At 65.7% G+C, this 21,874-nt stretch carries 28 protein-coding genes and 1 tRNA gene; 17 read left to right on the plus strand and 12 right to left on the minus strand.

The window, feature by feature from the left end; translation table 11 throughout:
• Positions 1–24 precede the first annotated feature (24 nt).
• Positions 25–1,428: a 30S ribosomal protein S12 methylthiotransferase RimO gene (gene rimO / locus ACP15K_RS00930; protein ID WP_424989596.1), complete on the plus strand. Its 1,404-nt coding sequence runs from the start codon at positions 25–27 to the stop codon at positions 1,426–1,428.
• On the plus strand, positions 1,410–1,757 hold the full coding sequence (cutA, locus tag ACP15K_RS00935; protein ID WP_193139405.1) for a divalent-cation tolerance protein CutA: 348 nt from the start codon (positions 1,410–1,412) through the stop codon (positions 1,755–1,757). Before rimO ends, cutA begins: the two co-directional genes overlap by 19 nt.
• Here cutA and ACP15K_RS00940 read toward each other — a convergent pair.
• Together ACP15K_RS00940 and ACP15K_RS00945 are read right to left on the minus strand one after the other, a co-directional pair.
• On the minus strand, positions 1,739–2,086 hold the full coding sequence (locus tag ACP15K_RS00940) for a YigZ family protein (RefSeq protein WP_193139407.1): 348 nt from the start codon (positions 2,084–2,086) through the stop codon (positions 1,739–1,741). The genes cutA and ACP15K_RS00940 overlap by 19 nt on opposite strands.
• Positions 2,087–2,128: 42 nt before the next feature.
• Positions 2,129–2,422, minus strand: coding sequence for a DUF6455 family protein (locus tag ACP15K_RS00945; protein WP_193139409.1), 294 nt, complete (start codon positions 2,420–2,422; stop codon positions 2,129–2,131).
• Positions 2,423–2,606: 184 nt separating this feature from the next.
• Here ACP15K_RS00945 and ACP15K_RS00950 point away from each other — a divergent pair, with 184 nt between their 5' ends.
• On the plus strand, positions 2,607–2,894 hold the full coding sequence (locus ACP15K_RS00950; protein WP_193139411.1) for a CBU_0592 family membrane protein: 288 nt from the start codon (positions 2,607–2,609) through the stop codon (positions 2,892–2,894).
• A gap of 49 nt (positions 2,895–2,943) precedes the next feature.
• On the opposite strand, the gene ACP15K_RS00955 is transcribed toward ACP15K_RS00950, so the two are convergent.
• Positions 2,944–3,657 (minus strand): M48 family metalloprotease, encoded by a 714-nt coding sequence (locus ACP15K_RS00955; protein WP_424989597.1) that lies wholly within the window; start codon positions 3,655–3,657, stop codon positions 2,944–2,946.
• 157 nt (positions 3,658–3,814) lie between these two features.
• Here ACP15K_RS00955 and ACP15K_RS00960 point away from each other — a divergent pair, with 157 nt between their 5' ends.
• On the plus strand, positions 3,815–4,060 hold the full coding sequence (locus tag ACP15K_RS00960; protein WP_193139413.1) for a hypothetical protein: 246 nt from the start codon (positions 3,815–3,817) through the stop codon (positions 4,058–4,060).
• A 53-nt stretch (positions 4,061–4,113) separates the two neighbouring features.
• Here the strand turns inward: ACP15K_RS00960 and ACP15K_RS00965 are convergent, their stop codons facing one another.
• Positions 4,114–4,344 (minus strand): DUF167 domain-containing protein, encoded by a 231-nt coding sequence (locus ACP15K_RS00965; RefSeq protein WP_424989598.1) that lies wholly within the window; start codon positions 4,342–4,344, stop codon positions 4,114–4,116.
• Positions 4,345–4,459: 115 nt separating this feature from the next.
• Here ACP15K_RS00965 and ACP15K_RS00970 point away from each other — a divergent pair, with 115 nt between their 5' ends.
• Both ACP15K_RS00970 and ACP15K_RS00975 read left to right on the plus strand, forming a co-directional pair.
• On the plus strand, positions 4,460–5,038 hold the full coding sequence (locus tag ACP15K_RS00970; protein ID WP_424989599.1) for a nitroreductase family protein: 579 nt from the start codon (positions 4,460–4,462) through the stop codon (positions 5,036–5,038).
• The gene (locus tag ACP15K_RS00975) at positions 5,035–5,733 is read left to right on the plus strand and encodes an EI24 domain-containing protein (protein WP_193139416.1); all 699 of its coding nucleotides are present in this window, start codon (positions 5,035–5,037) and stop codon (positions 5,731–5,733) included. Before ACP15K_RS00970 ends, ACP15K_RS00975 begins: the two co-directional genes overlap by 4 nt.
• On the opposite strand, the gene ACP15K_RS00980 is transcribed toward ACP15K_RS00975, so the two are convergent.
• The 3 genes from ACP15K_RS00980 to mce all read right to left on the minus strand — a co-directional run bounded on the left by ACP15K_RS00980 (position 5,734) and on the right by mce (position 7,261).
• Positions 5,734–6,450 (minus strand): VPLPA-CTERM sorting domain-containing protein, encoded by a 717-nt coding sequence (locus ACP15K_RS00980; RefSeq protein ID WP_424989600.1) that lies wholly within the window; start codon positions 6,448–6,450, stop codon positions 5,734–5,736. It abuts the gene before it with no gap.
• Positions 6,451–6,541: 91 nt separating this feature from the next.
• Positions 6,542–6,826, minus strand: a complete 285-nt coding sequence (locus ACP15K_RS00985; RefSeq protein WP_193139419.1) for a DUF1467 family protein — start codon at positions 6,824–6,826, stop codon at positions 6,542–6,544.
• Between the two features lie 30 nt (positions 6,827–6,856).
• Positions 6,857–7,261, minus strand: coding sequence for a methylmalonyl-CoA epimerase (mce, locus tag ACP15K_RS00990; RefSeq protein WP_193139422.1), 405 nt, complete (start codon positions 7,259–7,261; stop codon positions 6,857–6,859).
• Positions 7,262–7,399: 138 nt separating this feature from the next.
• On the opposite strand from mce, the gene ACP15K_RS00995 reads away from it, so the two are divergent.
• The 4 genes from ACP15K_RS00995 to gph all read left to right on the plus strand — a co-directional run bounded on the left by ACP15K_RS00995 (position 7,400) and on the right by gph (position 10,277).
• A complete protein-coding gene (locus ACP15K_RS00995) occupies positions 7,400–8,098 on the plus strand; it encodes a response regulator (protein WP_193139424.1) in 699 nt (232 codons plus the stop codon).
• A 234-nt stretch (positions 8,099–8,332) separates the two neighbouring features.
• Positions 8,333–9,028 carry a ribulose-phosphate 3-epimerase gene (rpe, locus tag ACP15K_RS01000; protein WP_193139425.1) on the plus strand — a complete coding sequence of 232 codons (696 nt, stop codon included), beginning with the start codon at positions 8,333–8,335 and terminating at the stop codon, positions 9,026–9,028.
• 26 nt (positions 9,029–9,054) lie between these two features.
• A complete protein-coding gene (locus tag ACP15K_RS01005) occupies positions 9,055–9,612 on the plus strand; it encodes a thioredoxin family protein (protein WP_424989601.1) in 558 nt (185 codons plus the stop codon).
• Entirely contained in the window at positions 9,609–10,277 is a 669-nt protein-coding gene (gph, locus tag ACP15K_RS01010) for a phosphoglycolate phosphatase (protein ID WP_424989602.1), read from the plus strand. Before ACP15K_RS01005 ends, gph begins: the two co-directional genes overlap by 4 nt.
• A 35-nt stretch (positions 10,278–10,312) precedes the next feature.
• On the opposite strand, the gene ACP15K_RS01015 is transcribed toward gph, so the two are convergent.
• Both ACP15K_RS01015 and ACP15K_RS01020 read right to left on the minus strand, forming a co-directional pair.
• Entirely contained in the window at positions 10,313–12,271 is a 1,959-nt protein-coding gene (locus ACP15K_RS01015) for a bifunctional 2',3'-cyclic-nucleotide 2'-phosphodiesterase/3'-nucleotidase (RefSeq protein WP_424989603.1), read from the minus strand.
• A gap of 247 nt (positions 12,272–12,518) precedes the next feature.
• Positions 12,519–12,594 (minus strand) — tRNA-Lys (locus tag ACP15K_RS01020).
• A 107-nt stretch (positions 12,595–12,701) separates the two neighbouring features.
• Here ACP15K_RS01020 and dapF point away from each other — a divergent pair.
• The 3 genes from dapF (at position 12,702) to ACP15K_RS01035 (ending at position 15,479) form a co-directional block, all read left to right on the plus strand.
• Complete coding sequence (gene dapF / locus ACP15K_RS01025; RefSeq protein ID WP_424989604.1) at positions 12,702–13,544, plus strand: diaminopimelate epimerase; 843 nt, start codon at positions 12,702–12,704, stop codon at positions 13,542–13,544.
• Positions 13,541–14,803 (plus strand): tRNA (N(6)-L-threonylcarbamoyladenosine(37)-C(2))-methylthiotransferase MtaB, encoded by a 1,263-nt coding sequence (gene mtaB, locus ACP15K_RS01030; RefSeq protein WP_424989605.1) that lies wholly within the window; start codon positions 13,541–13,543, stop codon positions 14,801–14,803. Before dapF ends, mtaB begins: the two co-directional genes overlap by 4 nt.
• A gap of 64 nt (positions 14,804–14,867) precedes the next feature.
• The gene (locus ACP15K_RS01035; RefSeq protein ID WP_424989606.1) at positions 14,868–15,479 is read left to right on the plus strand and encodes a glutathione S-transferase; all 612 of its coding nucleotides are present in this window, start codon (positions 14,868–14,870) and stop codon (positions 15,477–15,479) included.
• A gap of 58 nt (positions 15,480–15,537) precedes the next feature.
• Here the strand turns inward: ACP15K_RS01035 and ACP15K_RS01040 are convergent, their stop codons facing one another.
• Complete coding sequence (locus ACP15K_RS01040) at positions 15,538–16,206, minus strand: outer membrane protein (protein WP_424989607.1); 669 nt, start codon at positions 16,204–16,206, stop codon at positions 15,538–15,540.
• A 288-nt stretch (positions 16,207–16,494) separates the two neighbouring features.
• Here ACP15K_RS01040 and petA point away from each other — a divergent pair, with 288 nt between their 5' ends.
• The 4 genes from petA to aroC all read left to right on the plus strand — a co-directional run bounded on the left by petA (position 16,495) and on the right by aroC (position 20,482).
• Positions 16,495–17,058 (plus strand): ubiquinol-cytochrome c reductase iron-sulfur subunit, encoded by a 564-nt coding sequence (petA, locus tag ACP15K_RS01045; RefSeq protein WP_366191962.1) that lies wholly within the window; start codon positions 16,495–16,497, stop codon positions 17,056–17,058.
• A gap of 12 nt (positions 17,059–17,070) precedes the next feature.
• Positions 17,071–18,414: a cytochrome b gene (petB, locus tag ACP15K_RS01050; protein WP_366191963.1), complete on the plus strand. Its 1,344-nt coding sequence runs from the start codon at positions 17,071–17,073 to the stop codon at positions 18,412–18,414.
• A 16-nt stretch (positions 18,415–18,430) separates the two neighbouring features.
• Positions 18,431–19,222, plus strand: coding sequence for a cytochrome c1 (locus tag ACP15K_RS01055; RefSeq protein WP_424989608.1), 792 nt, complete (start codon positions 18,431–18,433; stop codon positions 19,220–19,222).
• Between the two features lie 153 nt (positions 19,223–19,375).
• The gene (gene aroC / locus ACP15K_RS01060) at positions 19,376–20,482 is read left to right on the plus strand and encodes a chorismate synthase (protein ID WP_424989609.1); all 1,107 of its coding nucleotides are present in this window, start codon (positions 19,376–19,378) and stop codon (positions 20,480–20,482) included.
• Positions 20,483–20,618: 136 nt separating this feature from the next.
• Here aroC and ACP15K_RS01065 read toward each other — a convergent pair whose 3' ends face one another.
• Complete coding sequence (locus ACP15K_RS01065; protein WP_193139444.1) at positions 20,619–21,497, minus strand: DMT family transporter; 879 nt, start codon at positions 21,495–21,497, stop codon at positions 20,619–20,621.
• A gap of 83 nt (positions 21,498–21,580) precedes the next feature.
• Entirely contained in the window at positions 21,581–21,868 is a 288-nt protein-coding gene (locus ACP15K_RS01070; RefSeq protein WP_193139446.1) for an HU family DNA-binding protein, read from the minus strand.
• Positions 21,869–21,874: the final 6 nt, after the last annotated feature.

Raw genomic sequence — 21,874 nt, forward strand, 5'->3', positions numbered from 1 at the left:
CGCAGGCTTGCCTATAGCGCCCCCATGACCAGCAATCCGCCCAGCCTCCGCCCCGACCTTGCCCCGCGCGCCAGTTTCGATGGTGCGGCCCCCCGAGAGGGCCAGCCGACCATCGGCATGGTGTCCCTGGGCTGCCCCAAGGCGCTGGTGGACAGCGAACGCATCCTCACCCGGCTTCGGGCCGAAGGCTATGCGATCTCTCCCGATTACGCGGGGGCCGGCGCGGTCATCGTCAACACCTGCGGCTTTCTGGACAGCGCCAAGGCCGAGAGCCTGGAGGCCATCGGCGAGGCGCTGCATGAAAACGGCAAGGTCATCGTCACCGGCTGTCTGGGGGCCGAGCCCGAGTTTATTACCGGCGCGCACCCTTCCGTCATGGCCGTCACCGGGCCGCATCAGTACGAACAGGTCATGGATGCGGTGCACAAGGCGGTGCCGCCCAGCCCTGATCCCTTCATCGACCTGGTGCCGGGGACCAGCGTGCAACTGACCCCGCGCCACTACGCCTATCTGAAGATCTCGGAAGGCTGCAATCACGCCTGCAAGTTCTGCATCATCCCCGACATGCGCGGCAAACTGGTGTCGCGTCCGGCTGCCGCCGTTCTGCGCGAGGCCGAGCGCCTGGTCACCGCCGGGGTACGTGAATTGCTGGTCATCAGCCAGGACACCTCGGCCTATGGCCTTGACCTGCGCCACGCCGCCAGCAGCTGGAAAGACCGCGAGGTTCGCGCTCATGTCACCGATCTGTCGCGTGAACTTGGGCAACTCGGAGCCTGGGTGCGGCTGCACTATGTCTATCCCTATCCCCATGTGCGCAACCTGATCCCGCTGATGGCCGAAGGTCTGGACGCGGGCGGCGGTGGCATCCTGCCCTATCTCGACATTCCGTTCCAGCACGCCCACCCGGACACGCTGAAGCGCATGGCCCGGCCTGCGGCGGCGGCGAGGACGCTGGACGAGATCGCCGCCTGGCGCGCCACCTGCCCGGACATCACCCTGCGCTCGACCTTCATTGTCGGTTATCCGGGCGAGACCGAGGCAGAATTCCAGACCCTGCTGGACTGGATGGACGAGGCCCAGCTCGACCGGGTCGGCTGCTTCCAGTACGAAAACGTCGCCGGGGCCCGTGCCAACGCCCTGCCCGACCATGTGCCGGCCGAGATCAAGCAGGACCGCTGGGACCGCTTCATGGAGAAGGCTCAGGCAATTTCCGAGGCCCGTCTGGCCGCCAAGGTCGGCACCCGCCAGAAGGTCATCGTCGACCTGGTGGAAGATGACGCCGCCACCTGCCGCACCATGGCCGATGCCCCCGAGATCGACGGCAACCTGTTCATCGACGAAGGTTTCGAAACCCTCAAACCCGGCGACATCGTCGAGGTCGAGGTGGATGAAGCCGGCGAATACGATCTGTGGGGCAAGCTCGTCTGATGGCCACGATCACCCTGCTCCGGGTCACCTGCCCCGACGACCAGAGCGCCCGCAGCATCGCCGGCGCCGCCCTGACGGCGCGCCTGGCCGCCTGCGCCAACCTGGGTGCCATCACTGCGGAGTTTCACTGGGAGGATGCCCTGAACAGCGAGACCGAGGTCGCCGCCCTGTTCAAGACCCGCCCGGACCTGGCCGCCCCGCTGGCCGAGCTGATCCGCAAGACGCATCCCTATGATCTGCCCGCGATCACCTGGTGGGAGGTGCAGACCGACGCCGCCACCGCCGGTTGGGTGGCGCAAGAAACCCAGGCTCACAGCGCGTCGAGGTAGACCCGTACCGCTTCCTGCACATGGCGGAAACGATCCCCGCCCAGATGCTTGCCGCCGTACCAGCGTGTGACCACGATCACATGGTCGCGCAGATCGGCGCGCTCCAGCATCCGCAGGATCACCATCCCGGCCCCGGATTCCCCGTCATCGGACTTGAGCGGCCCGTCCGCCAGCAGCACCCCCCATGTGTTGTGGGTGGCCTTGGCGTATTTCTTGGCCCGCTTCAGCTCTTTCAGAAAGGCCTCTACCTCGGCGCGCGAGGCTGCCGGGCCGCCGGACACCGCGTATTTCGATCCGCGATCGGTGATGACATTTTCGATCTGTCGCATGACCCCGTCCTGCCGCAAGGCACCGCCAGGGTCCAGCCTTGATCAGGCTTCGGGCGCGGTCGGCTCGGCCAGAGCGTCGAATTCCTGCTGGTTGAGACAGCTTCCCGGCACTTCGGCGCCGCCCGCATCCTGCATGGTCAGCCAGCGCGTGCACCCACCGTCGCGCTGCCAGTCGCAACCACGGCAGCGTTCCACCATTCCGGCCCACCCTTCGTGCGACAGGCGCCCTGCTTCCATGGCGTCCGCAAGGTCGACACCGGCAGCGCGCGCCATCTCCAGCACCAGCCAATAGTGGGTGATCGGATCGCCAAGCGGCTTGGGGCTGTGCAGGGTCATGGCCGGGTCCTTCGTTTGGTTGCCCGACGATGAAGCGGCCCATTTTGCCCGTCTACCTTGATGCAGGTCAAAATGATGCGGGAATCCCTGACCGATGCATCCGGTTTCATCGGGAATCCCTGACCATGCCCATTATTCGGGATCTGTTAACTTTCATGAAGACAAACGAGCAAGGATCACGACCATGGAAATCGCCGGCATCATGCTGTCTTGGAAAGACCTTCCCGGCCTTCTGGGTTTTGCGCTTTATGCCTGCAACTACGTGTCCCTGTGCTCGGGCCGCCTGAACGGGACCGAACTGCGCTACTTTGCCCGCAACGGGGTGGCCGCCACCCTCGTGCTGATCGGTCTGCACCTTGATTTCAACCTGGGCGCGGCGATGCTTCAGGTCTTCTACATCCTTGCCAGTGCTTCGGCGATCCTGACCCGCCTGCGCAAGCCCGCGCAGGCCGACGCCCCGGTGACCGGTTAGGGTCGGTGCGGCGCTCCCCCGCGCCGATCCCAAAGCGTAACGAGTTCCCTTAGTTCAGCCCCGCCGCCACTTGCCGCACCACCCGCTGACGATCGGCGTTGGGCGGGTGCGTGCCCAGGAACTGGTTTCCAGGATCGGGGATGCGCGCAAAATAGGCCGACCCGCGCACCGGATCATATCCCGCCTGATAGGCGATTACCGTGCCCAGGGCGTCGGCCTCCAGTTCATAGTTCTTGGAAAACGCCCGCGATCCTGCCAGCGCACCCAGATCCTGCGCCGCCTCGACCGAGGCCAGATCCCCCCCGCCCGCAGCCACGATGGTACCGGCAAGAATGGCACCCAGCACGGCGGTGTTGCTGGTGCGGGTCAGATGTCCGCGAATGTGGTGCGCTGCTTCATGCCCCAGAATGAAGGCCACCTCATCGGCATTGCGGGTCTCCTCCAGCAGCGGCTGGGTCACGATCAGCAAGGGCCGTCCCGTCTTGTCGACGGTCTGGAAGGCATTGGCGGGCACGCCGGGCCGCGTGTCCACGACGATGCGATAGTCGCATTGCGCCACGGCGCCGCTGCGCCGGCAGGTTTCCTCGGCGACCGGCTCCACCCGCCGCACGATGGCCGCGAAATTCACCTCCTGCGACGGGGCGCGGGCCGGGGTGACAGTCGCGGGCGTGTCGGCCGTGCGCGGTACCGGGGTTGTCGAGGACGCGCAGCCCGCCAGCATCAGGATCAGCCCAGCAAGGCCCAGCTTGTGCCAGTTGTTCATCCCATCCTCCGTCGCAGTCGATCACCGCACCATTGAAGCCTGAAACGCGCGGGCTTCACAATGGGGTCCCGGCCAACCCTGCGTCACCTGACAAACAGGGCTGGCCCCGCCGCCCGGCCCGGCCTAGCCTGTAAGGAAAACCAGCCGGAGCCTTGCCATGTTCTCCATCGAGCACGAATTCGACGCCACCGTCATCACCCTTGTGGACGATCAGGCCGGGCCGACCTCCGAAGACATTTCGGTGCAGGCCTTCGAGGATTGCGTCACGGTCGAACAATTCGACCCCCGCCGCGACGATGTTGTCCGCATCACCTTCACGCTGCGCCAGATCCAGGATCTCGCCGCCGCGCTTGATCTGCCCGAAGGCGTCTACCGGCTGAAACCCCGCACCGCCCCGGATTGATTCTTCTTGGCGTAAATACTCCCGCCGGAGGCTCCCGCCCCCGCCGCCCGCGCCTAGATCAGGCGAAAGAGCTTGTCGCGGGACTTGGCGCCGCGCACCAACTCCAGCCGTCCCGGTGCCACGCCCAGATGCTTGGCCAACAGCTTGCGCACGGCGGCATTGGCCTTGCCATTCTCGGGCGCCACGGTGACATAGACCCGCAGACCCGCCCCGGTGTCCTCGACCCGCGCCCGCGAGGCGCGCGGCGTCACCCGCACCTGCCATTGCTGCCCCGCTTGTGCCATTCTGCCCGCCCTTTGGCCCGATCTTTCCGCTTCCGGCCCGGCAAACCGGACCCGCCCCTTGCAACTGCGGCAAGAATTGCACAGGTCAGGGACAGACAAAACGCCGGACCCCTTGATGCCTGATCTAAATCCTCTCGTTCTCGACTTTCTTCTCACGCGGCGCTCGCGCCCCGGCAAGCTGCTGGCGGCCCCCTTCCCGACGCCGCAAGACCTGACGCCGATCCTCACCGCCGCCGCCCGCACCCCCGACCATGGCGCGTTGGAGCCGTGGCGGTTCATTGTGCTCACGGGTGCTGCCCTGCCCCGCATCGCCGGGGTGATCGAGGCGCGCGGCCCAGACCTGGGCAAAACCCCCGAGGATATCGACAAGCTTGCCGCCGTCTATCGCAGTGCGGGCTGCGTGGTGGCGGTGATCGCCAGCCCCAAGCCCTCGCCAAAGATCCCCGAGATCGAACAGACCTATTCCGCCGGGGCCGTCTGCCTGGCGTTGGTCAATGCCGGGCTGGCCGCAGGTTGGGGCGCCAACTGGCTGTCGGGCTGGATCTCGCATGATGCCGAATTCCGCACCCGCGCCCTGAACCTGGCCACGCACGAGCGGATCGCCGGGTTCATCCATCTGGGCACTGAACCGGCCGCCCCGCCCGAACGCCCGCGCCCGGACCTGTCCACCATCACCAGTTGGGTGTCCGCATGATCTTCAGCGATTTTCTGAAGGCGCTTGGCCAATTGGGCGATCCGCGCTTCCGCCGGGTGCTGCTGTTGGGGCTGGGCCTGACCTTCGGGCTGCTGATTGCGGCCTATGTGGCGACGGTCTGGCTGGTGGGGGCATTGGTGCCCGAAACCCTGACCCTGCCCTTTGTCGGAGAGGTGGGCCACATCAGCGAGATCGCCTCGGGCTTCTCGCTGATCGCGGTCATGGGTCTGTCGGTGTTCCTGATGGTGCCCGTGGCCTCGGCATTCACCGGGTTGTTTCTGGACGACGTGGCAGACGCGGTCGAAGATCGCCACTATCCGCAACTGGCCACCGCACCACGGGCCGAGTTCCTCAAGGCGCTTGGCGATTCGCTGAAGTTTCTGGGCGTGATCGTGCTGGCCAACCTGCTGGCGCTGGTGCTTTACGCGGTATTTCCACCCTTCGCGCCCTTCATTTTCTGGAGCATGAACGGGTTCCTCCTGGGCCGGGAATACTTCCAGATGGTCGCCATGCGGCGGCTGTCACAGGCCGACGCCCGGCGGATGCGCCGCCGCCATTCGGTGCAGATCTGGCTGGCGGGCGCGCTGATGGCGGTGCCGCTGACCGTGCCGCTGGTCAACCTTCTGGTGCCGATCCTGGGTGCGGCCACCTTCACGCACTTGTATCATCGCCTGCGCGGCGAGGCCCGAAGCTGATCAACTGCCGGTTCTGCGCCCACGCACCACGGATAGCCCCGCCAGCGCGGCCAGCAACAGCAGGCCCGCTGCGGGCAGCGGCACGGCCTCAAGTTGCACTTCAAACGGTTTCGGCGGGTTCGAGAAATCGAACGGCCCCGGCCCGTGGAAGCCTTCCAGTTCGATCAGCCATCCCCGACGGGTGACGTTGTGGGAACTCCCCGGCGACAGGCCGAACAGGGCAGTGCCCTCATCCAGCAGAAAATCGAGGAAATAGTCGTCTGAGACGGACTCGTGCGGCACCGATCCGCCGATGGCCCTGATCGTCTCGACCTGCGGATTGCCCGTGCCGCCCCCCGTCAAGCCCGAGAAATTGAAGCGCGGCGCGACCGACGGAACCAGGTGCTGCACCCAGCCCGAGGCATCCACCTGCCGGTTGTTGCCCGCATTGGTGCTTTGCGTCAGCTTCAGGTACCCCTGCCAGTATTGCCCCACCCAGCCCAGGGCGATGGCCGTGCCCGGCTGGATCCGGTCCCCTACAAACAGCGCCTTGACGTGGTTTGGCTCCTCGCACAGGTGTATCTCAAGGTGGATCGTCGTGCGCTGCTTCTGCGGTGGAATGAACGGCGAATCCTGCGTAAAACACTGCGGCAGCGACGCGGCGTCGAACACGACCGCCTGGGCTGGCGTCGATTGCAGCGCAACGGCAATAACCCCGGTCGCAAGACCAAGGCACATTGTCCGAATGAAGTCGGGTATCCCTGTCCGTTTCATGATCTGTTCCCCCTGCGGGAAGCATAGCAGAAAACGGTCAGATTGTCGCGGGGTGCTATTCGGCCCCGGCCACCGGCGGCATCCGTCCCATCACGTCGAAATCGCGCACGGTGATGGTTTCGGTGACGATGACCGTGAAGATCACGACCCACAGCCCCACCGCCCAGATCGTGGTGAGCCGCGCCTTGCGCCCGATGGCCGGATTGGTGGGCGCCGACGAAGGGGTGCCCGGCACTACCTTGCCGCTTTCACCCTGCGTGGTCAGACGCAGGGGCAGCACGACGAAGAACACCATGAACCAGATCACGGCAAACAGGACGATGGCAGAGGTGATGGACATGTGTCCGCGCTCGCTTTCCTAGGGGTCCGGTCAGACCTGTTCCAGTTCGACCAGACAGCCGTTGAAATCCTTGGGATGCAGGAACAGCACCGGTTTGCCATGGGCGCCGATCTTGGGCTCTCCAGATCCCAGCACCCGCGCGCCCGAGGCTTTCAGATGATCCCGGGCGGCCAGGATGTCCTCGACCTCATAGCACACATGGTGGATGCCGCCCGAAGGGTTCTTTTCCAGGAAGCCGTTGATCGGGCTGTCCTCGCCCAGCGGGTACAGCAGTTCGATCTTGGTGTTGGGCAGTTCGATGAACACCACGGTCACGCCGTGATCGGGTTCGTCCTGCGGCGCGCCGACCTTGGCGCCCAGCGCATCGCGGTACTGGGCCGAGGCCGCCTCCAGATCCGGAACGGCAATGGCAACATGGTTCAAGCGACCGATCATGGCAGTATCCTCCAATGGGTTTTGCGGCTTATCCCGTGCCGGACCGGGGCAGGCAAGGCAACCGAGCGTCGCAGCCGCCTTAACCCAGCGTTCACCATGGCGGGTCTTTTCTGGGTGCAGCCAGAATGGAGAAGAAGGATGACCCCAGCCCCTGCAAGACTGATCCCCACATCGGCCCGCCCCCTGTTGGGCCTGACCGTCATGGTGGTGGAAGACAGCCGTTTCGCCTCGGAAGCCCTGCGGCAGATGTGCCTGCACGGCGGCGCCCGGATCCGGCGCGCCGATTGCATTGCCTCGGCCCGCCGGCACCTGGCGGCCTATTTCCCCTCGGTCTCTATCGTGGACATGGGGCTGCCGGATGGCGACGGGGCCGAGCTGATCTCCGAAATTCGCCAACGCTGCGGCGACCTTGCCCCGGTGATCGCCACGTCGGGCGACCCCGACCGGGAAATGCCGGCGCGGCGGGCCGGGGCGCATGACTTCCTGCCCAAGCCGGTCGCAAGTCTTGGCCTGTTCGAACAGGTGATCCTGCGCCATCTGCCCGACAGCGCCCGCCCCAAGGGGCCACGCATCCTGCGACGGGAGTTGCCGATGCCGGACCGGGCCGCCCTGCGCGACGACCTGGATCACGCAGAACGGCTGTGCCGCGGCGAACCGGATACAGAAATGCGGACCTATCTGGGCGCCTTCGTGGCCGGGGTGGCCCGCTGTGCCGAGGATGAGTCGCTGGCCCGTGCCGCCGACGACCTGCCCGCCACTGCAGGTTCAGGCGCGCTGCGGCAGTTGCGGGCGCTGCTGCAGGACCGTTTGCGCAAGGAAACGCGCGCGCCCGTCTGACCCCTCACAGGCGGCAATCCGGGGTGCCAACGTGCCTCGACTGACGGAAACAGGCGCGGGGCCGCCCGGCGCGCACACCTCTGCCAGGGGTCGCAAACGGTCCTCACGGGCTGATTTGCGCCCTGCCCCTCTGGTCCTTGCCGTCCCGCAGCGGTATCGACACGGACAGAAGCCGGCTGCCATACTGCCGGATGTCCGCGGCCCGCTGCCGCCCCGGCCAGAGGAAGACCGACCATGTCATTCGACCGTTCGATCAAGATCGCTCCGTCGATCCTGTCAGCAGATTTCGCCAATTTCGGCGCCGAGATTCGTGCGATCGAGGATCAGGGCTGCGACTGGGTCCATGTGGATGTCATGGATGGCCATTTCGTGCCCAACCTGACCTTCGGCCCCCCCGCCGTCAAAGCCTTCCGTCCGCATGTGAAAACGGTGATGGACGTGCACCTGATGATCGCGCCGGTCGATCCCTATATTGACGCCTATGCCGAGGCCGGGGCCGACATCCTGACCGCGCATGTGGAAGCCGGCCCGCATATCCATCGCACCCTGCAGGCCATTCGCGGTGCCGGCATGAAGGCAGGCGTGGCCCTGAACCCCGGCACCCCGGCCGAGGCCGTCGCCCATGTGCTGGACCTGACCGACCTGATCTGCGTGATGACCGTGAACCCCGGCTTCGGCGGTCAGAAGTTCATCGACATGACAGGCAAGGTGCGCCAGTTGCGCCAGATGATCGGCGACCGCCCGATCCATATCGAGATCGACGGCGGCGTGACCACCCAGACAGCCCCGCTGGTGGCCGCCGCCGGAGCCGATGTTCTGGTGGCCGGATCCGCCGTCTTCAAGGGCGGCTCGGTCGCGGCGCCTGAAGTCTACGGCACCAATATCGCCGCCATCCGCGATGCAGCCAGCGCCTCGGCAGCTTCGGCCTGACCCCCACCAGAAACTGGAGAAACGCCATGGCCACTGAAACCCCGGTTTGCAACTTTGGCTGGCCCGCGCCGGATTTCTCCCTGACCGGCACCGACGGGCAGACCCACACCCTGACCGATATCGCCGGTCCGAACGGGACGCTGGTGATGTTCATCTGCAACCACTGCCCCTTCGTGCTGGCGGTACTGGATCGCATCATCCGCGATGCCCGCGACCTGCAGGACCTTGGCGTCGGGGTTGTCGCGATCTGTTCCAACGATGCCACCTCCCACCCCGCTGACAGCTTCGAAAACATGCAGAAGATGGCCGTCGAAAAGGGATTTCCCTTCCCCTATCTGCACGACGCCGATCAGACCGTCGCCCGCGCCTTCGATGCCGCCTGCACGCCGGATTTCTTCGGCTTCAATGCTGATCTCAAATTGCAGTATCGCGGGCGGCTGGATGCCTCGCGCAACACGACCGGCCCCGCCGATCTGCGCCGCGATCTGTATGAGGCGATGAAACTAGTGGCCGAAACCGGTCAGGGGCCAAGCGATCAGATCCCGTCGATGGGATGTTCGATCAAGTGGAAGCCCGAGACGTGACAGCGGTCGTTTTCGATCTGGACGGCACCCTCGTCGACAGCGCCCCGGATCTGCATGCCGCGGCCCTGGCGATGCTGGCCGCTGACAGCCTGTCGCCGATCACCTTTGCCCAGACCCGCAGCTTCATCGGCAATGGCGTTCCCACGCTGGTCGCGCGGATCATGGCAGCGGTCGGCCTGCCCGAGGATCCGGACCGGCACGCCGACATGGTGGCGGGTTTCCTGCGGTCCTACAACGCCGCGCCCGCCGAACTGACCACACTGTATCCCGGCGCCCTGCGCGCCTTGCAGCAGCTGGAAGCCCTCGGCTGCCCGATGGCGTTGTGCACCAACAAGCCCGAGGCCCCGGCGCGGGCGATTCTGGCCAGTTTCGGCTTGTCGCGCTTCCTGCCGGTCGTCATTGGCGGCGACACGCTGACGGTGAAAAAGCCCGACCCGGCACCGTTGCGCGCCGCATTGGACCGCTTGGGCGTCGAGGGCTGCCTTTACGTCGGCGACAGTGAAGTGGATGCGGCGACGGCGCAGGCAAGCGGCCAGCCCTTCGCGCTTTATTCAGGGGGCTATCGCAAATCGCCGGTGGCCCAGATCCCCCACCAGCATCTGTTCGATCATTTCAAGGCGCTGCCGGGCATCGTCGAAACCGCCCTGCGCCTGCCGGCTGCATGAAAGGGGCTGCCACCGGCCCCTTTCCGCAGATCCTGTCACAAGGTGATGCGGAACCGCGCAAAGCCTGTGTCGGCCATGCCCGCTTCCTCGATGGTTACACCCGGCACTTCCGCGGCATAGGCGGCCCCGTTTGGCCCGGTCTCGAAGATCACCGTCGCGCCATCCACCGGCGCAAAGCGCCAGTTGCCATCGGCGCGCGGGCTGACGGTGCCCTTCTCGACGATATAGCGCACGATCACGTCCCGGTTGGTATCAGGGCCTTCAAACACCAGCGTGTCGTCATTGGCGCCGGGGAAGTTGCCGCCGCCACCAGCCCGGTAGTTGTTGGTCGCGACGATGAACTCCTGCGCCGGATCAATGGGCTGCCCGTCGAACATCAGGTTCACGATGCGGCTGGCCTCGGGATTGATCAGGTTGCCCTTGCTGTCGAACTTCGACGGCTGTGACAGGTCGATCTGGTATTCCACCCCGTCGATCACGTCGAAATTGTAGCTGGGGAAATCGGGATTCAGCAGCGGCGCATCCTGCGCCCCAACGTCGACCTGATTGAACATCCCGGCCGAGCGTTCCAGCCAGTCCTTGACCAGCGCCCCGGTGATCCGAACCGCACGCACGGTGTTGGGATAGAGATACAGGTCGGCAACGTTCTTGATGGCGACATCGCCCGCCGCCACGTCGGTGTAATACTCCGGCCCGCCGCGCCCCCCGGCCTTGAATGGGGCTGCCGCCGACAGGATCGGCAGGCCCTCGTGTTCGGTGCCCGCCATCATCTGCGCGATGTACCAGATCTGGGCGTTCGACACGATCTGCACCGAGGGATCATCGGCCACCAGCGCGAAATAGCTGTGCAGCGGCGCGTCGGTCTTGCCGACGGCCCGGCGCACATAGGCCAGGGTTTCATCATGCTCGATCTGCGCGGCGGCCAGAACCGCCGGCACATCCTCGGCCAGCGCGGTGGTCGAACGATCCTCGTTGCGCTTGTAGATCGGACGCGCTTCGGAGACATGCGACAGCACCCGCCAGCCAGCGCCGTCGCGCTCCAGCATCAGGTCGATCAGCCCCATGTGAGAGCCCCAGAACCCGCCCATGGTGGCCGGCTTGCCCATCAGCGTGCCCTTGTCGGCATCGACGCCGGCAAACTCGGCAAAGGTCGAGGACGGGAACACCAGGTGATTGTGCCCGGTCAGGATCGCGTCGATCCCTTCGACCGCCGCCAGCGGCACCGAGGCATTCTCCATCCCGTCCGACGCGTCTGCCGCTCCGATGCCCGAATGGCTGAGCGCGATGACGATGTCGGCCCCCTCCTCGCGCATTTGCGGCACCCAGGCGCGCGCGGCTTCCAGGATGTCGCGGGCTGCGACATTGCCTTCCAGATGGCGACGATCCCAGGTCATCACCTGCGGCGGCACGAAGCCGATGAAGCCGATCCGGATCGGATGGCTGTCGCCCGCGCCATCGACGACCTCGCGCTCGACGATCACATAGGGGGGCAGGAAGGTCTCGTCCTCGCGCGGGCTGGCGCCCAGCGACTTCGAGATATTGGCGCAGACCACCGGGAAATTCGCCCCGGCCAGCGATTTCACAAGGAAGTCGAGCCCGTAGTTGAACTCGTGATTGCCAAGGGTCGAGGCATCGTAGCCAAGGGTGTTCATGGCGGCGATGATCGGGTGGGTGTCGCCCTCCTTCATCCCGCGCTCATAGGCGATGTAGTCGCCCATCGGGTTGCCCTGCAGGAAATCTCCGTTGTCGAGCAGCAGCGCGTTGGTCGCCTCGGCCCGGATGCCGTTGATCAGATCCGCCGTCCGCGACAGCCCGACCTGGTCGGTGGGACGGTCGGAATAATAGTCATAGGGGAAGACATGCACATGCAGATCGGTGGTTTCCATGATGCGCAGATGCGCCTGGTTGGCAGCGGCCCGGACCGAGAAAGGATGCAAGGCAATCATGCCCGCCGTACCGGCCAGAAATCCGCGACGGGTGAGAGTCAGTGACATTGGGAGCCCCTATCTTTTGGAAAGTCGTGGGCCAGCCTAGCACTAAGAACGAGTCGTGACAGCCTTGAGTTCGAGCGGCATGTCGTTTGGCCGGACACGGGGGTCGGTCGTTGGCTGGCAAGGGTGTGCCCGGACCGCACACACCCAGCCCCGACAGCCCCTTTGGGTCAGTCTGGCCAGCGCGCGTTTCAACTTTGGCAGAAAAACCAAAGGGCTCGGACGTTTCCGTCCAAGCCCTTGGTTCAAGTGGTGAGCCGTGCAGGATTCGAACCTGCGACCCACTGATTAAAAGTCAGTTGCTCTACCAACTGAGCTAACGGCCCACTTGAGGCTCCTCCTATAAATCCCCACCGGGGGGGTCAAGCAGCTTTTCCGACTTTTTTCGCGGCATCTTTATTTTTTTCCGGGGCGGGTCTATATGCCCGCGATGATGAACAGTTCCCCTGAGTTTCCGGCCGCCCTGCCCTTCGTGAAGATGCACGGGCTGGGCAATGATTTCGTGGTCGTCGATACCGCGCAAAGCGGAATGCCGGTGACCCCGGCGCTGGCGCGGGCCGTGGGCGACCGCCATCGCGGCGTGGGGTTTGACCAACTGGCCGAGGTTCTGCCCAGCGCGCGGGCCGATCTGAAGCTGCTGTTCTGGAATTCCGACGGCTCGCGCTCGGGCGCCTGTGGCAATGCCACCCGCTGCGTGGCCGAGCGGGCCATGACGGCACGCGGCGCCGACAGCCTTGTCATTGAGACCGAACGCGGGCTGCTGTCGGCCAGACGCGGGGCCGAAGGCATGGTGTCGGTCAACATGGGCCAGCCACAACTGGACTGGCGCGAGATCCCGCTGGCCCGCGACGTCGATATCATGGCGCTGCCCCTGCCCGGTCGCCCGGCCGCCGTGGGCATGGGCAATCCCCATTGCATCACCGTGGTGAGCGATGTCGCGGCCGTGGCGCTGGAAGAGATCGGCCCGAAGCTGGAACACGACCCGCTGTTTCCCGAACGCACCAACGTCGAATTCATCGAACACCGCGCCGACGGCACCCTGCGTATGCGGGTCTGGGAACGCGGCGCAGGCGTGACGCTGGCCTGCGGGTCCGGTGCCTGTGCGGCAGCGGTAGCCGCCCACAAGCTGGGGCTGACCGGGCGCGAGGTTCGGATCGAGTTGGACGGCGGTTGGCTGATCATCGACTGGCGCGAGGATGGCGTCTGGATGACCGGCCCCACGGCCGAGGTATTTTCCGGCACCCTGTCGCCCAGCCTGCTGGCGGCGCTGTCATGACCGCCAAACCGCCGGTATTCTCGACCCACGGGTGCCGCCTGAACGCCTATGAAACCGAAGCCATGAAGGATCTGGCGGCACAGGCCGGGCTGGACGATGCGATCATCGTCAACACCTGCGCGGTCACCTCGGAAGCGGTGCGCAAGGCCCGGCAGGACATTCGCCGCCTGCATCGTGACAACCCGCACGCGAAGATCATCGTCACCGGCTGCGCGGCGCAGACCGATCCCGAAAGCTTTGCCGAAATGGCCGAGGTCGCGCGCGTCATCGGCAACACCGAGAAGATGCAGCCCGAGACCTGGGCCGGGCTGGCCGGGGCCGACTGGATCGGCGAGACCGAGAAGGTTCAGGTCAACGACATCATGTCGGTGCGCGAAACCGCCGGCCACCTGATCGATGGTTTCGGCACCCGCTCCCGCGCCTATGTGCAGGTGCAGAACGGCTGCGATCATCGCTGCACCTTCTGCATCATCCCTTTCGGGCGCGGCAACTCGCGTTCGGTGCCCGCAGGCGTGGTGGTCGATCAGATCACCCGGCTGGTGGACAAGGGCTATAACGAGGTGGTGCTGACCGGGGTCGACCTGACCTCCTGGGGCGCCGATCTGCCGGGCGGGCCGCGTCTGGGCGATCTGGTGCGGCGCATCCTGAAGCTGGTGCCCGACCTGTCGCGGCTGCGCATCAGCTCCATCGATTCGATCGAAGCCGACCCGGCGCTGATGGAAGCCATCGCCAGCGAGCCGCGCCTGATGCCGCATCTGCACCTGTCATTGCAGGCGGGCGACGACATGATCCTGAAACGGATGAAACGCCGCCACCTGCGCGACGACGCCATCGCCTTTTGTGAAGAGGCCCGCCGCCTGCGCCCCGACATCACCTTCGGCGCGGATCTGATCGCCGGTTTCCCGACCGAGACCGAGGCGATGTTCGAAAACTCGTTGAAACTGGTCGACGATTGCCACCTGACCTGGCTGCACGTCTTTCCCTATTCGCCGCGTCCGGGCACCCCGGCGGCAAAGATGCCGCCGGTCAACGGTCTGGCCATCAAGGAGCGCGCGGCGCGTCTGCGGGCGGCGGGCAGCAGCGCCGTGACCCGGCATCTTGAGGCGCAACTGGGCCGCGCCCATCCGGTACTGATGGAGGCGCCCGACCTGGGCCGCACCCCGCAATTCGCCGAGGTGCGCTTTGCCACGGCCCAGCCCGTGGGCCAGATCGTGACCGCCCGGATTTCCGGCCATGACGGAAGCCGCCTCGCCGCCTGACTTGAGAAAACGCACAAGGACGCCTAGGATTCGCGTGATTGCCCAACCAGAAGGAACGCGTCCCATGCGTCTGCACGGCTCCCTCACCTCACCCTATGTTCGCAAATGTCTCGTGCTGCTGCGTGAGACCGGCCAGATCGACAGCGTCGAGTTTGTTTTGACCGGCGGCACACCTCTGGACAGCTCGGCCATGCCTCTGGCCCAGAACCCGCTGGGCAAGATCCCGGTGCTGGAACGCCCCGAGGGTCCGGCGCTGTATGACAGCCGCGTCATCACCCAGTACCTCGACCATCGCGCCGGGGCCGGGCTGTACCCCGAAGCCCCGCACCGCTGGGACGTGCTGACGCTGGAAGCCACCGCCGATGGCATGCTCGATGCCGCCGTCACCATGCTCTACGAGGATCGCATCCGCCCCGAGGGCACCTCGCTCGCTTCCCTGAAGGATGCCTGGTGGGCCAAGATCGCCCGGTCGATCGACGCGCTGGAAGCGCGCTGGATCGGCCATCTGGCCGGGCCGATGACCATGGGGCAGATCGCCGTGGGCTGTACGCTTGGCTTTCTGGACTTCCGCCACGATGCCCGCAACTGGCGCGCCGACGCCCCGGCGCTGTCCGACTGGTACGCCGGTTTCGCCGAACGCCCGTCGATGCAGGCCACGGTGCCGCCTTCGGGCTGACACGAAAAAGCCCCCGGCGGTGCGACCGGGGGCTTGAAGCCTGCAAGGTGAAGAAGCCTCAGAACCGGAAACCGACCCCCAGGTTCAGCGCGTTGGTGACGATGTTGGTCTCCAGCTTGCCGCCGCCCTTCAGATCCGCCTTGTTCATCGAATAGGTGCCCTTGTATTCGCCGAAGACCGACCAGCTTTCGGCGAACGGATAGGACACGCCCGCCACCCATTGCACCGCGGGGCCGGTCACCTGGTAGCCAAAAGTCTTGCTGCCCGAGGATTCCACATCCACATGCGGGATCGCCACACCGGCGCCACCGCCCACATAGGGCGTCCACTTGCGCTCAAGGCTGGGAAAGCGGCGGAACACGTTGGCGGTCAGGATGTTCAACCCGTCGGTAAACTCCAGCCGTTCGAATCCGCTTTCGTCGAGGGTTTCGTCGTCGGCGTAAACCTTGGCGTGGTTGAAATCGACCCCGAAGCCAAGAACCTCGTCGCGCCACCAGATCCCGCGCACGCCCCAATAGGGCGGCGCCTCGAAGGACTTGCCGTCCCATCCGGCGGTAAAGTTGAAATCGCCGACGCCGTTCGGGTCGGACCCTTTGACGGTGCTGTGCGGGGACGTCTGGAACCCACCGTAGGCCTGCAATTCGAACTCGGCCGCCGCGGGCAACGCGGCGACCGACAGGGCGGCGCCCAGGATCGGGGCGGCGAGAAGCATTGAGATCTTGCGCATGTCAGGTTCTCCGGCCCCCGGTGCGTCGCGGCGCGCGGATCCGGGGCATGGGCGATGCGTGAAACTGACCTCGGATCTGGCAGTCAACCGAAGCCGGTGCAATCCCTTTTCACATAATGTCGCCGTTTGAGACCGCAAACAGGGCAATAATGCGGCATTTCGCCCGTCATGCGCTAGATTGTCCGCTGGACCCGTACCGGGCAGAGGTCTACCTACCGGCGGTGAGGCTGCGTAACATGCGGCCAGGGTTTGCGTCGGTTATTCCGACGAAAATGATGGAGAATTTCCGTGTCCCACGCAGAAGATCACGAAGGCACCCGCCGGGATTTCCTTTACTACGCGACCGCCGGGGCCGGTGCGGTTGCAACCGGCGCCGCTGTCTGGCCGCTGGTCAACCAGATGAACCCCAGCGCCGATGTTCAGGCGCTGTCGTCGATCCGCGTCGACATCAGCGGCGTTGAAAGCGGCACCCAGATCACGGTTCAGTGGCTGGGCAAGCCGGTGTTCCTGCGCCGCCGGACCGAAGAAGAGATTGCCGAGGCCCAGGGCGTCGAGATGAGTGAGCTCATCGACCCCCTCGCCCGCAACTTCAACCTCGACGCCTCGACCGATGCCGAAGATGCCAACCGCGCGCTGGACGAAAGCGGCGAATGGCTGGTGATGATGGGCGTCTGCACCCACCTGGGCTGCGTCCCGCTGGGCGATGGCGCCGGTGACTACGGCGGATGGTTCTGCCCCTGCCACGGGTCGCACTACGACACCTCGGGCCGGATCCGTCGCGGACCCGCTCCCGAGAACCTTCATGTTCCCGTCGCCGCCTTCGCCGACGAAACAACTATCAAACTCGGCTAAGGGAGAGCCCGTATGTCCGGAATACCTCACGACCATTACGAGCCGTCGACCAAAGCTGAGAAGTGGGTGGAAAGCCGCCTTCCGATCATCGGCCTGCTCTACACCACCCTGATGATCCCCACTCCGAAGAACCTCAACTGGATGTGGATCTGGGGCATTGTCCTGGCCTTCTGCCTGGTGCTGCAAATCGCCACCGGCATCGTGCTGGTGATGCACTATGTACCGTCCGAAAGCGCCGCCTTCGCCAGTGTCGAGCACATCATGCGCAACGTGAACGGTGGCCACATGCTGCGCTACCTGCACGCCAACGGCGCCTCGCTGTTCTTCGTCGCCGTCTACCTGCACATCTTCCGCGGCCTGTTCTACGGGTCGTACAAGGCCCCCCGCGAGATCACATGGATCATCGGGATGCTGATCTACCTGTGCATGATGGGCACCGCCTTCATGGGCTACGTTCTGCCCTGGGGTCAGATGTCCTTCTGGGGCGCGACCGTGATCACCGGCCTGTTCGGCGCCATCCCCTTCATCGGCGAACCGATCCAGACCTGGCTGCTGGGCGGACCGGCGGTGGGCGGCTACACGCTGAACCGCTTCTTCTCGCTGCACTACCTGCTGCCCTTCGTGATTGCCGCCCTCGTGGTGGTGCACATCTGGGCCTTCCACACCACCGGCAACAACAACCCGTCGGGCGTGCCGGTGCGCACCGACAGCAAGGACGCGGTCAAGAAAGACACCCTGCCGTTCTGGCCCTACTTCGTGATCAAGGATGTGTTCGCGCTGTCCTTCGTGCTGGTGATCTTCTTCGCCATCGTCGGCTTCATGCCGAACTACCTGGGCCACCCGGACAACTATCTTGAGGCCAACCCGCTGGTGACGCCCGCGCACATCGTGCCCGAATGGTACTTCCTGCCGTTCTACGCCATCCTGCGCGCCTTCACCGCCGACGTCTGGGTCGTTCAGATCGCCAACTTCCTGTCCTTCGGCATCATCGACGCCAAGTTCTTCGGGGTTCTGGCCATGTTCGGCGCCATCGCGGTGATGGCCCTGGTGCCCTGGCTCGACACCTCGTCGGTGCGCTCGGGTCGCTACCGCCCCATGTTCAAGTGGTGGTTCTACCTGCTGTGCTTTGACTTCATGGCCCTGATGTGGCTGGGCGCCATGCCCGCCGAAGAGCCCTATTCGTCGCTGTCGCTGATCGCCTCGGCCTACTGGTTTGCCTACTTCCTGGTCATCCTGCCGCTGCTGGGCGTGATCGAGAAGCCGGAGCCCCAGGTCGCCACCATCGAAGACGACTTCAAGGCCCATTACGGCAAAGCGAAATCGGCTGATGCCGCTGCCACGACCCCGGCCGAGTAAGAGGACTAGAGAACCCATGTTCAAGAAAACCGTTCTTGCATCGCTCGCTGCCCTGGCCGTTTCGGCCAGCGGTGCCCTGGCAGCCGGTGGCGGTGGCCATGTCCACGACTACAGCTTTTCGTTCGAAGGGCCGTTCGGCACCTACGACGAGCATCAGCTGCAGCGCGGCCTTCAGGTCTTCACCGAGGTCTGCTCGGCCTGCCATGGCCTGCGCTACGTGCCCCTGCGGACGCTGGGCGACGAAGGTGGCCCGGCCCTGCCGGAAGACCAGGTCCGGGCCTATGCCGCACAGTGGGAGGTCTTCGATCCCGCGCTCGACGACTATCGCCCGGCGTCCCCGACCGACCACTTCCCCGGCAGCAACCTGGAAAACGCGCCTGACCTGAGCCTGATGGCCAAGGCCCGTGCCGGGTTCCACGGCCCGCTGGGCAGCGGTCTCAGCCAGTTGGTCAACGGCATCGGCGGCGCGGAATACATCGCCAGCCTGCTGGTCGGATACACCGGCGAGGAAAAGGAACAGGCCGGATCGCTGTTCTATGAAAACGAGGTCTTCGCCGGCGGCTGGATCGCCATGGGCCCGCCGATCGAGGACGGTCTGGTGGAATACGCCGATGGCTCGCCCAACGACGCCGAATCCATCGCCCAGGACGTCGCCGCCTTCCTGATGTGGGCCGCCGAGCCGAAGATGATGGCGCGCAAGGACGCCGGGCTGACCGCCGTGCTGTTCCTGACCGTGCTGACGGTGCTGCTGTACCTGACCAACAAGCGCCTCTGGGCGCCGGTCAAGAAGGCCGCCAAGGAAGACTGATCGGTCTTTCCCACGCTCTTTTGAAACGCGCGTCCCTAAGGGCGCGCGTTTTGCATTGGTGGCCCGGCAAGGTGCCCGCGCCCCGAAAACTGCAGCTTCCGGCTTGAGCCCCGCCCCCGCCCCGGCTAATCCATCGGGCAAAGGAGCCTGCGCATGTCCCTCAACACCTTCGGTCACCTGTTCCGTGTCACCACCTGGGGCGAAAGCCACGGGCCTGCCCTGGGCGCCACCGTGGACGGCTGCCCGCCGGGCGTGCCGATCGAGGCCGAGGCGCTTCAGGTCTGGCTCGACAAGCGCAAGCCCGGCACCTCGAAGTTCACCACCCAGCGGCGCGAGGCCGACGCGGTCGAGATCCTGTCCGGCGTCTTCGAGGGCCAGAGCACCGGCACGCCGATCCAGCTGATGATCCGCAACACCGACCAGCGGTCGAAGGACTATGGCGACATCGCCGAGAAGTTCCGCCCCGGCCATGCGGATATCACTTATTGGCAGAAATACGGCATCCGCGACTACCGCGGCGGCGGACGCTCTTCGGCGCGCGAAACCGCGGCACGGGTGGCCGCCGGGGGGGTGGCACGGGCGGCCCTGGCCACGCTGGTGCCGGATCTGAAGATCACCGGCTACATGGTGCAGATGGGGCCGCACAGGATCGACCGCGACCGCTTCGACTGGGACCAGATCGCGCAGAACCCGTTCTGGGTGCCCGACGCGCAGGCGGCGGAGGACTGGGCCGCCTATCTGGACGGGCTGCGCAAGGCCGGTGAAAGCGTCGGCGCGGTGATCGAACTGACCGCCAGCGGCCTGCCCGCCGGGCTGGGCGCGCCGGTCTATGGCAAGCTCGACACCGATCTGGCCGCCGCGATGATGTCGATCAACGCGGTCAAGGGTGTCGAGATCGGCGAGGGCATGGAGGCCGCCGCCCTGACCGGCAGCGCCAATGCCGACGAGATCTTCATGGGGCCGAACGGGCCGGAGTATTCCTCGAACCATGCCGGCGGCATCCTGGGCGGGATCTCGACCGGGCAGGACGTGGTGCTGCGCTTCTCGGTCAAACCGACCTCCTCGATCCTGACCACCCGGCGCACGATCACCCGCGACGGCGAAGAGACCGAGATCATCACCAAGGGGCGCCATGATCCCTGCGTCGGCATCCGCGCGGTGCCGGTGGGCGAGGCGATGATGGCCTGTGTGCTGCTGGATCACCTGCTGCTGCACCGGGGCCAGAACGGCGAAGGCCTGCGCGGCCGGATCGGAACATAACAGCCGGGGGGCCACTCCCGCCCGTCCTTGCTTCGTGCCGAAGCGCGTCCCGTTGGGCCGGGCGCCGCTGCGCGGCGCCTTTTGAGTATTTTCGCCAAGAAGAATCAGGCTGGGTCGGCGACCGCCGCGGCGGAGATCAGGCCGTCTGCGCGGGCCGTTGGCGCGACAGTTGCACCGCGAGGATTCCCATGGTCACGATCAGCACCCCGATGCCATCGGTCAGCCGGATCGGTTCGCCCAGCACCACCGCCGCGACCAGAACGCCGAATACCGGGTTGAGGAAGTGGAAGGTGGCGGCGCGGGTCGCCCCTACCCGATTGACCAGCCAGAACCAGACGATGGTGGCCAGCAGCCCCGGCACCACGGTGGTATAGGCAAAGGCCGCGCCGAGACGCCAGGTCACGATCACCGGCTCGATCCCGGTGATCAGCACCGGCACCCAGAGCACCGCCGAGCCCACCAGCATCTGCAGCCCGACGATCATCAGCAGGTTGCCGCCCGACGTGGCACCGCGCACCATCAGCGTCGCCGTGGTCAGCGCCAGCATCCCCAGCACGCAAAGACCGATGCCGAAGGGATCGGCGCCGCCGCTGATCCGGGCGCTCATGATCACCACGACGCCGATCAGCCCGGCCACCAGACCGGCGATGGCCTGCCGGCTGAGCCGTTCACCCATGGCGAGCCAGCCGAAGGCCGCCACCGCCAGCGGCATGGTCGAGGCGATGATCGAGCCCACCGAGGCCTCTACCGTCTGCATCGCCACGAAGTTGAGCCCGAGGTAGAGCGCGTTCTGGCAGACCCCGAAGATCAGCGTCGCCTGCCACTGGCGCCGGGTCAGCCGCCACGTCTGGCCTAGCGCCAGCGCAATCGCCACCGCGATGCCGCCCGAGATCAGGAAGCGCAGGGCCAGGGCCGCGATCGGCGGCGCCTCGGCCACGATGATGCGGGCCGAGGTGAAGGCCGAGGACCACATCAGCCCGAAGGCCAGCCCCGCCAGAATTGCCTTGAGATCCATGTCGCGCTCCAACGAAAAAGGGCCGCACCGGGCGACCCTTGATCACGATGTGCCGGGACGGGCAAGCGCCCTGCCCCAAACGGTCAGTCGTTGACGCTGTCTTTCAGCGCCTTGGCGACGGTGATCTTGACCACCTTGTCGGCCTCTTTCTTGATCTGCTCGCCGGTGGCGGGGTTGCGCACCATACGCTCGGGACGCTCGCGGCAGTAGAACTTGCCGACACCCGGCAGGGTCACGGCACCGCCGCCCGAAACTTCGCGGGTGATCAGCCCGGTGATGGCGTCCAGCGCCGCGGTCGCGGTCTTCTTGTCTGCCCCCATTTCATCGGCGATTGCTGCCACCAGTTGTGCCTTGGTCATCGGTTTGCTCATTCTAGC

The sequence above is a fragment of the Fluviibacterium sp. S390 genome, from assembly GCF_049800695.1.
In the GTDB taxonomy this organism is placed as follows: Bacteria; Pseudomonadota; Alphaproteobacteria; order Rhodobacterales; family Rhodobacteraceae; genus Meridianimarinicoccus.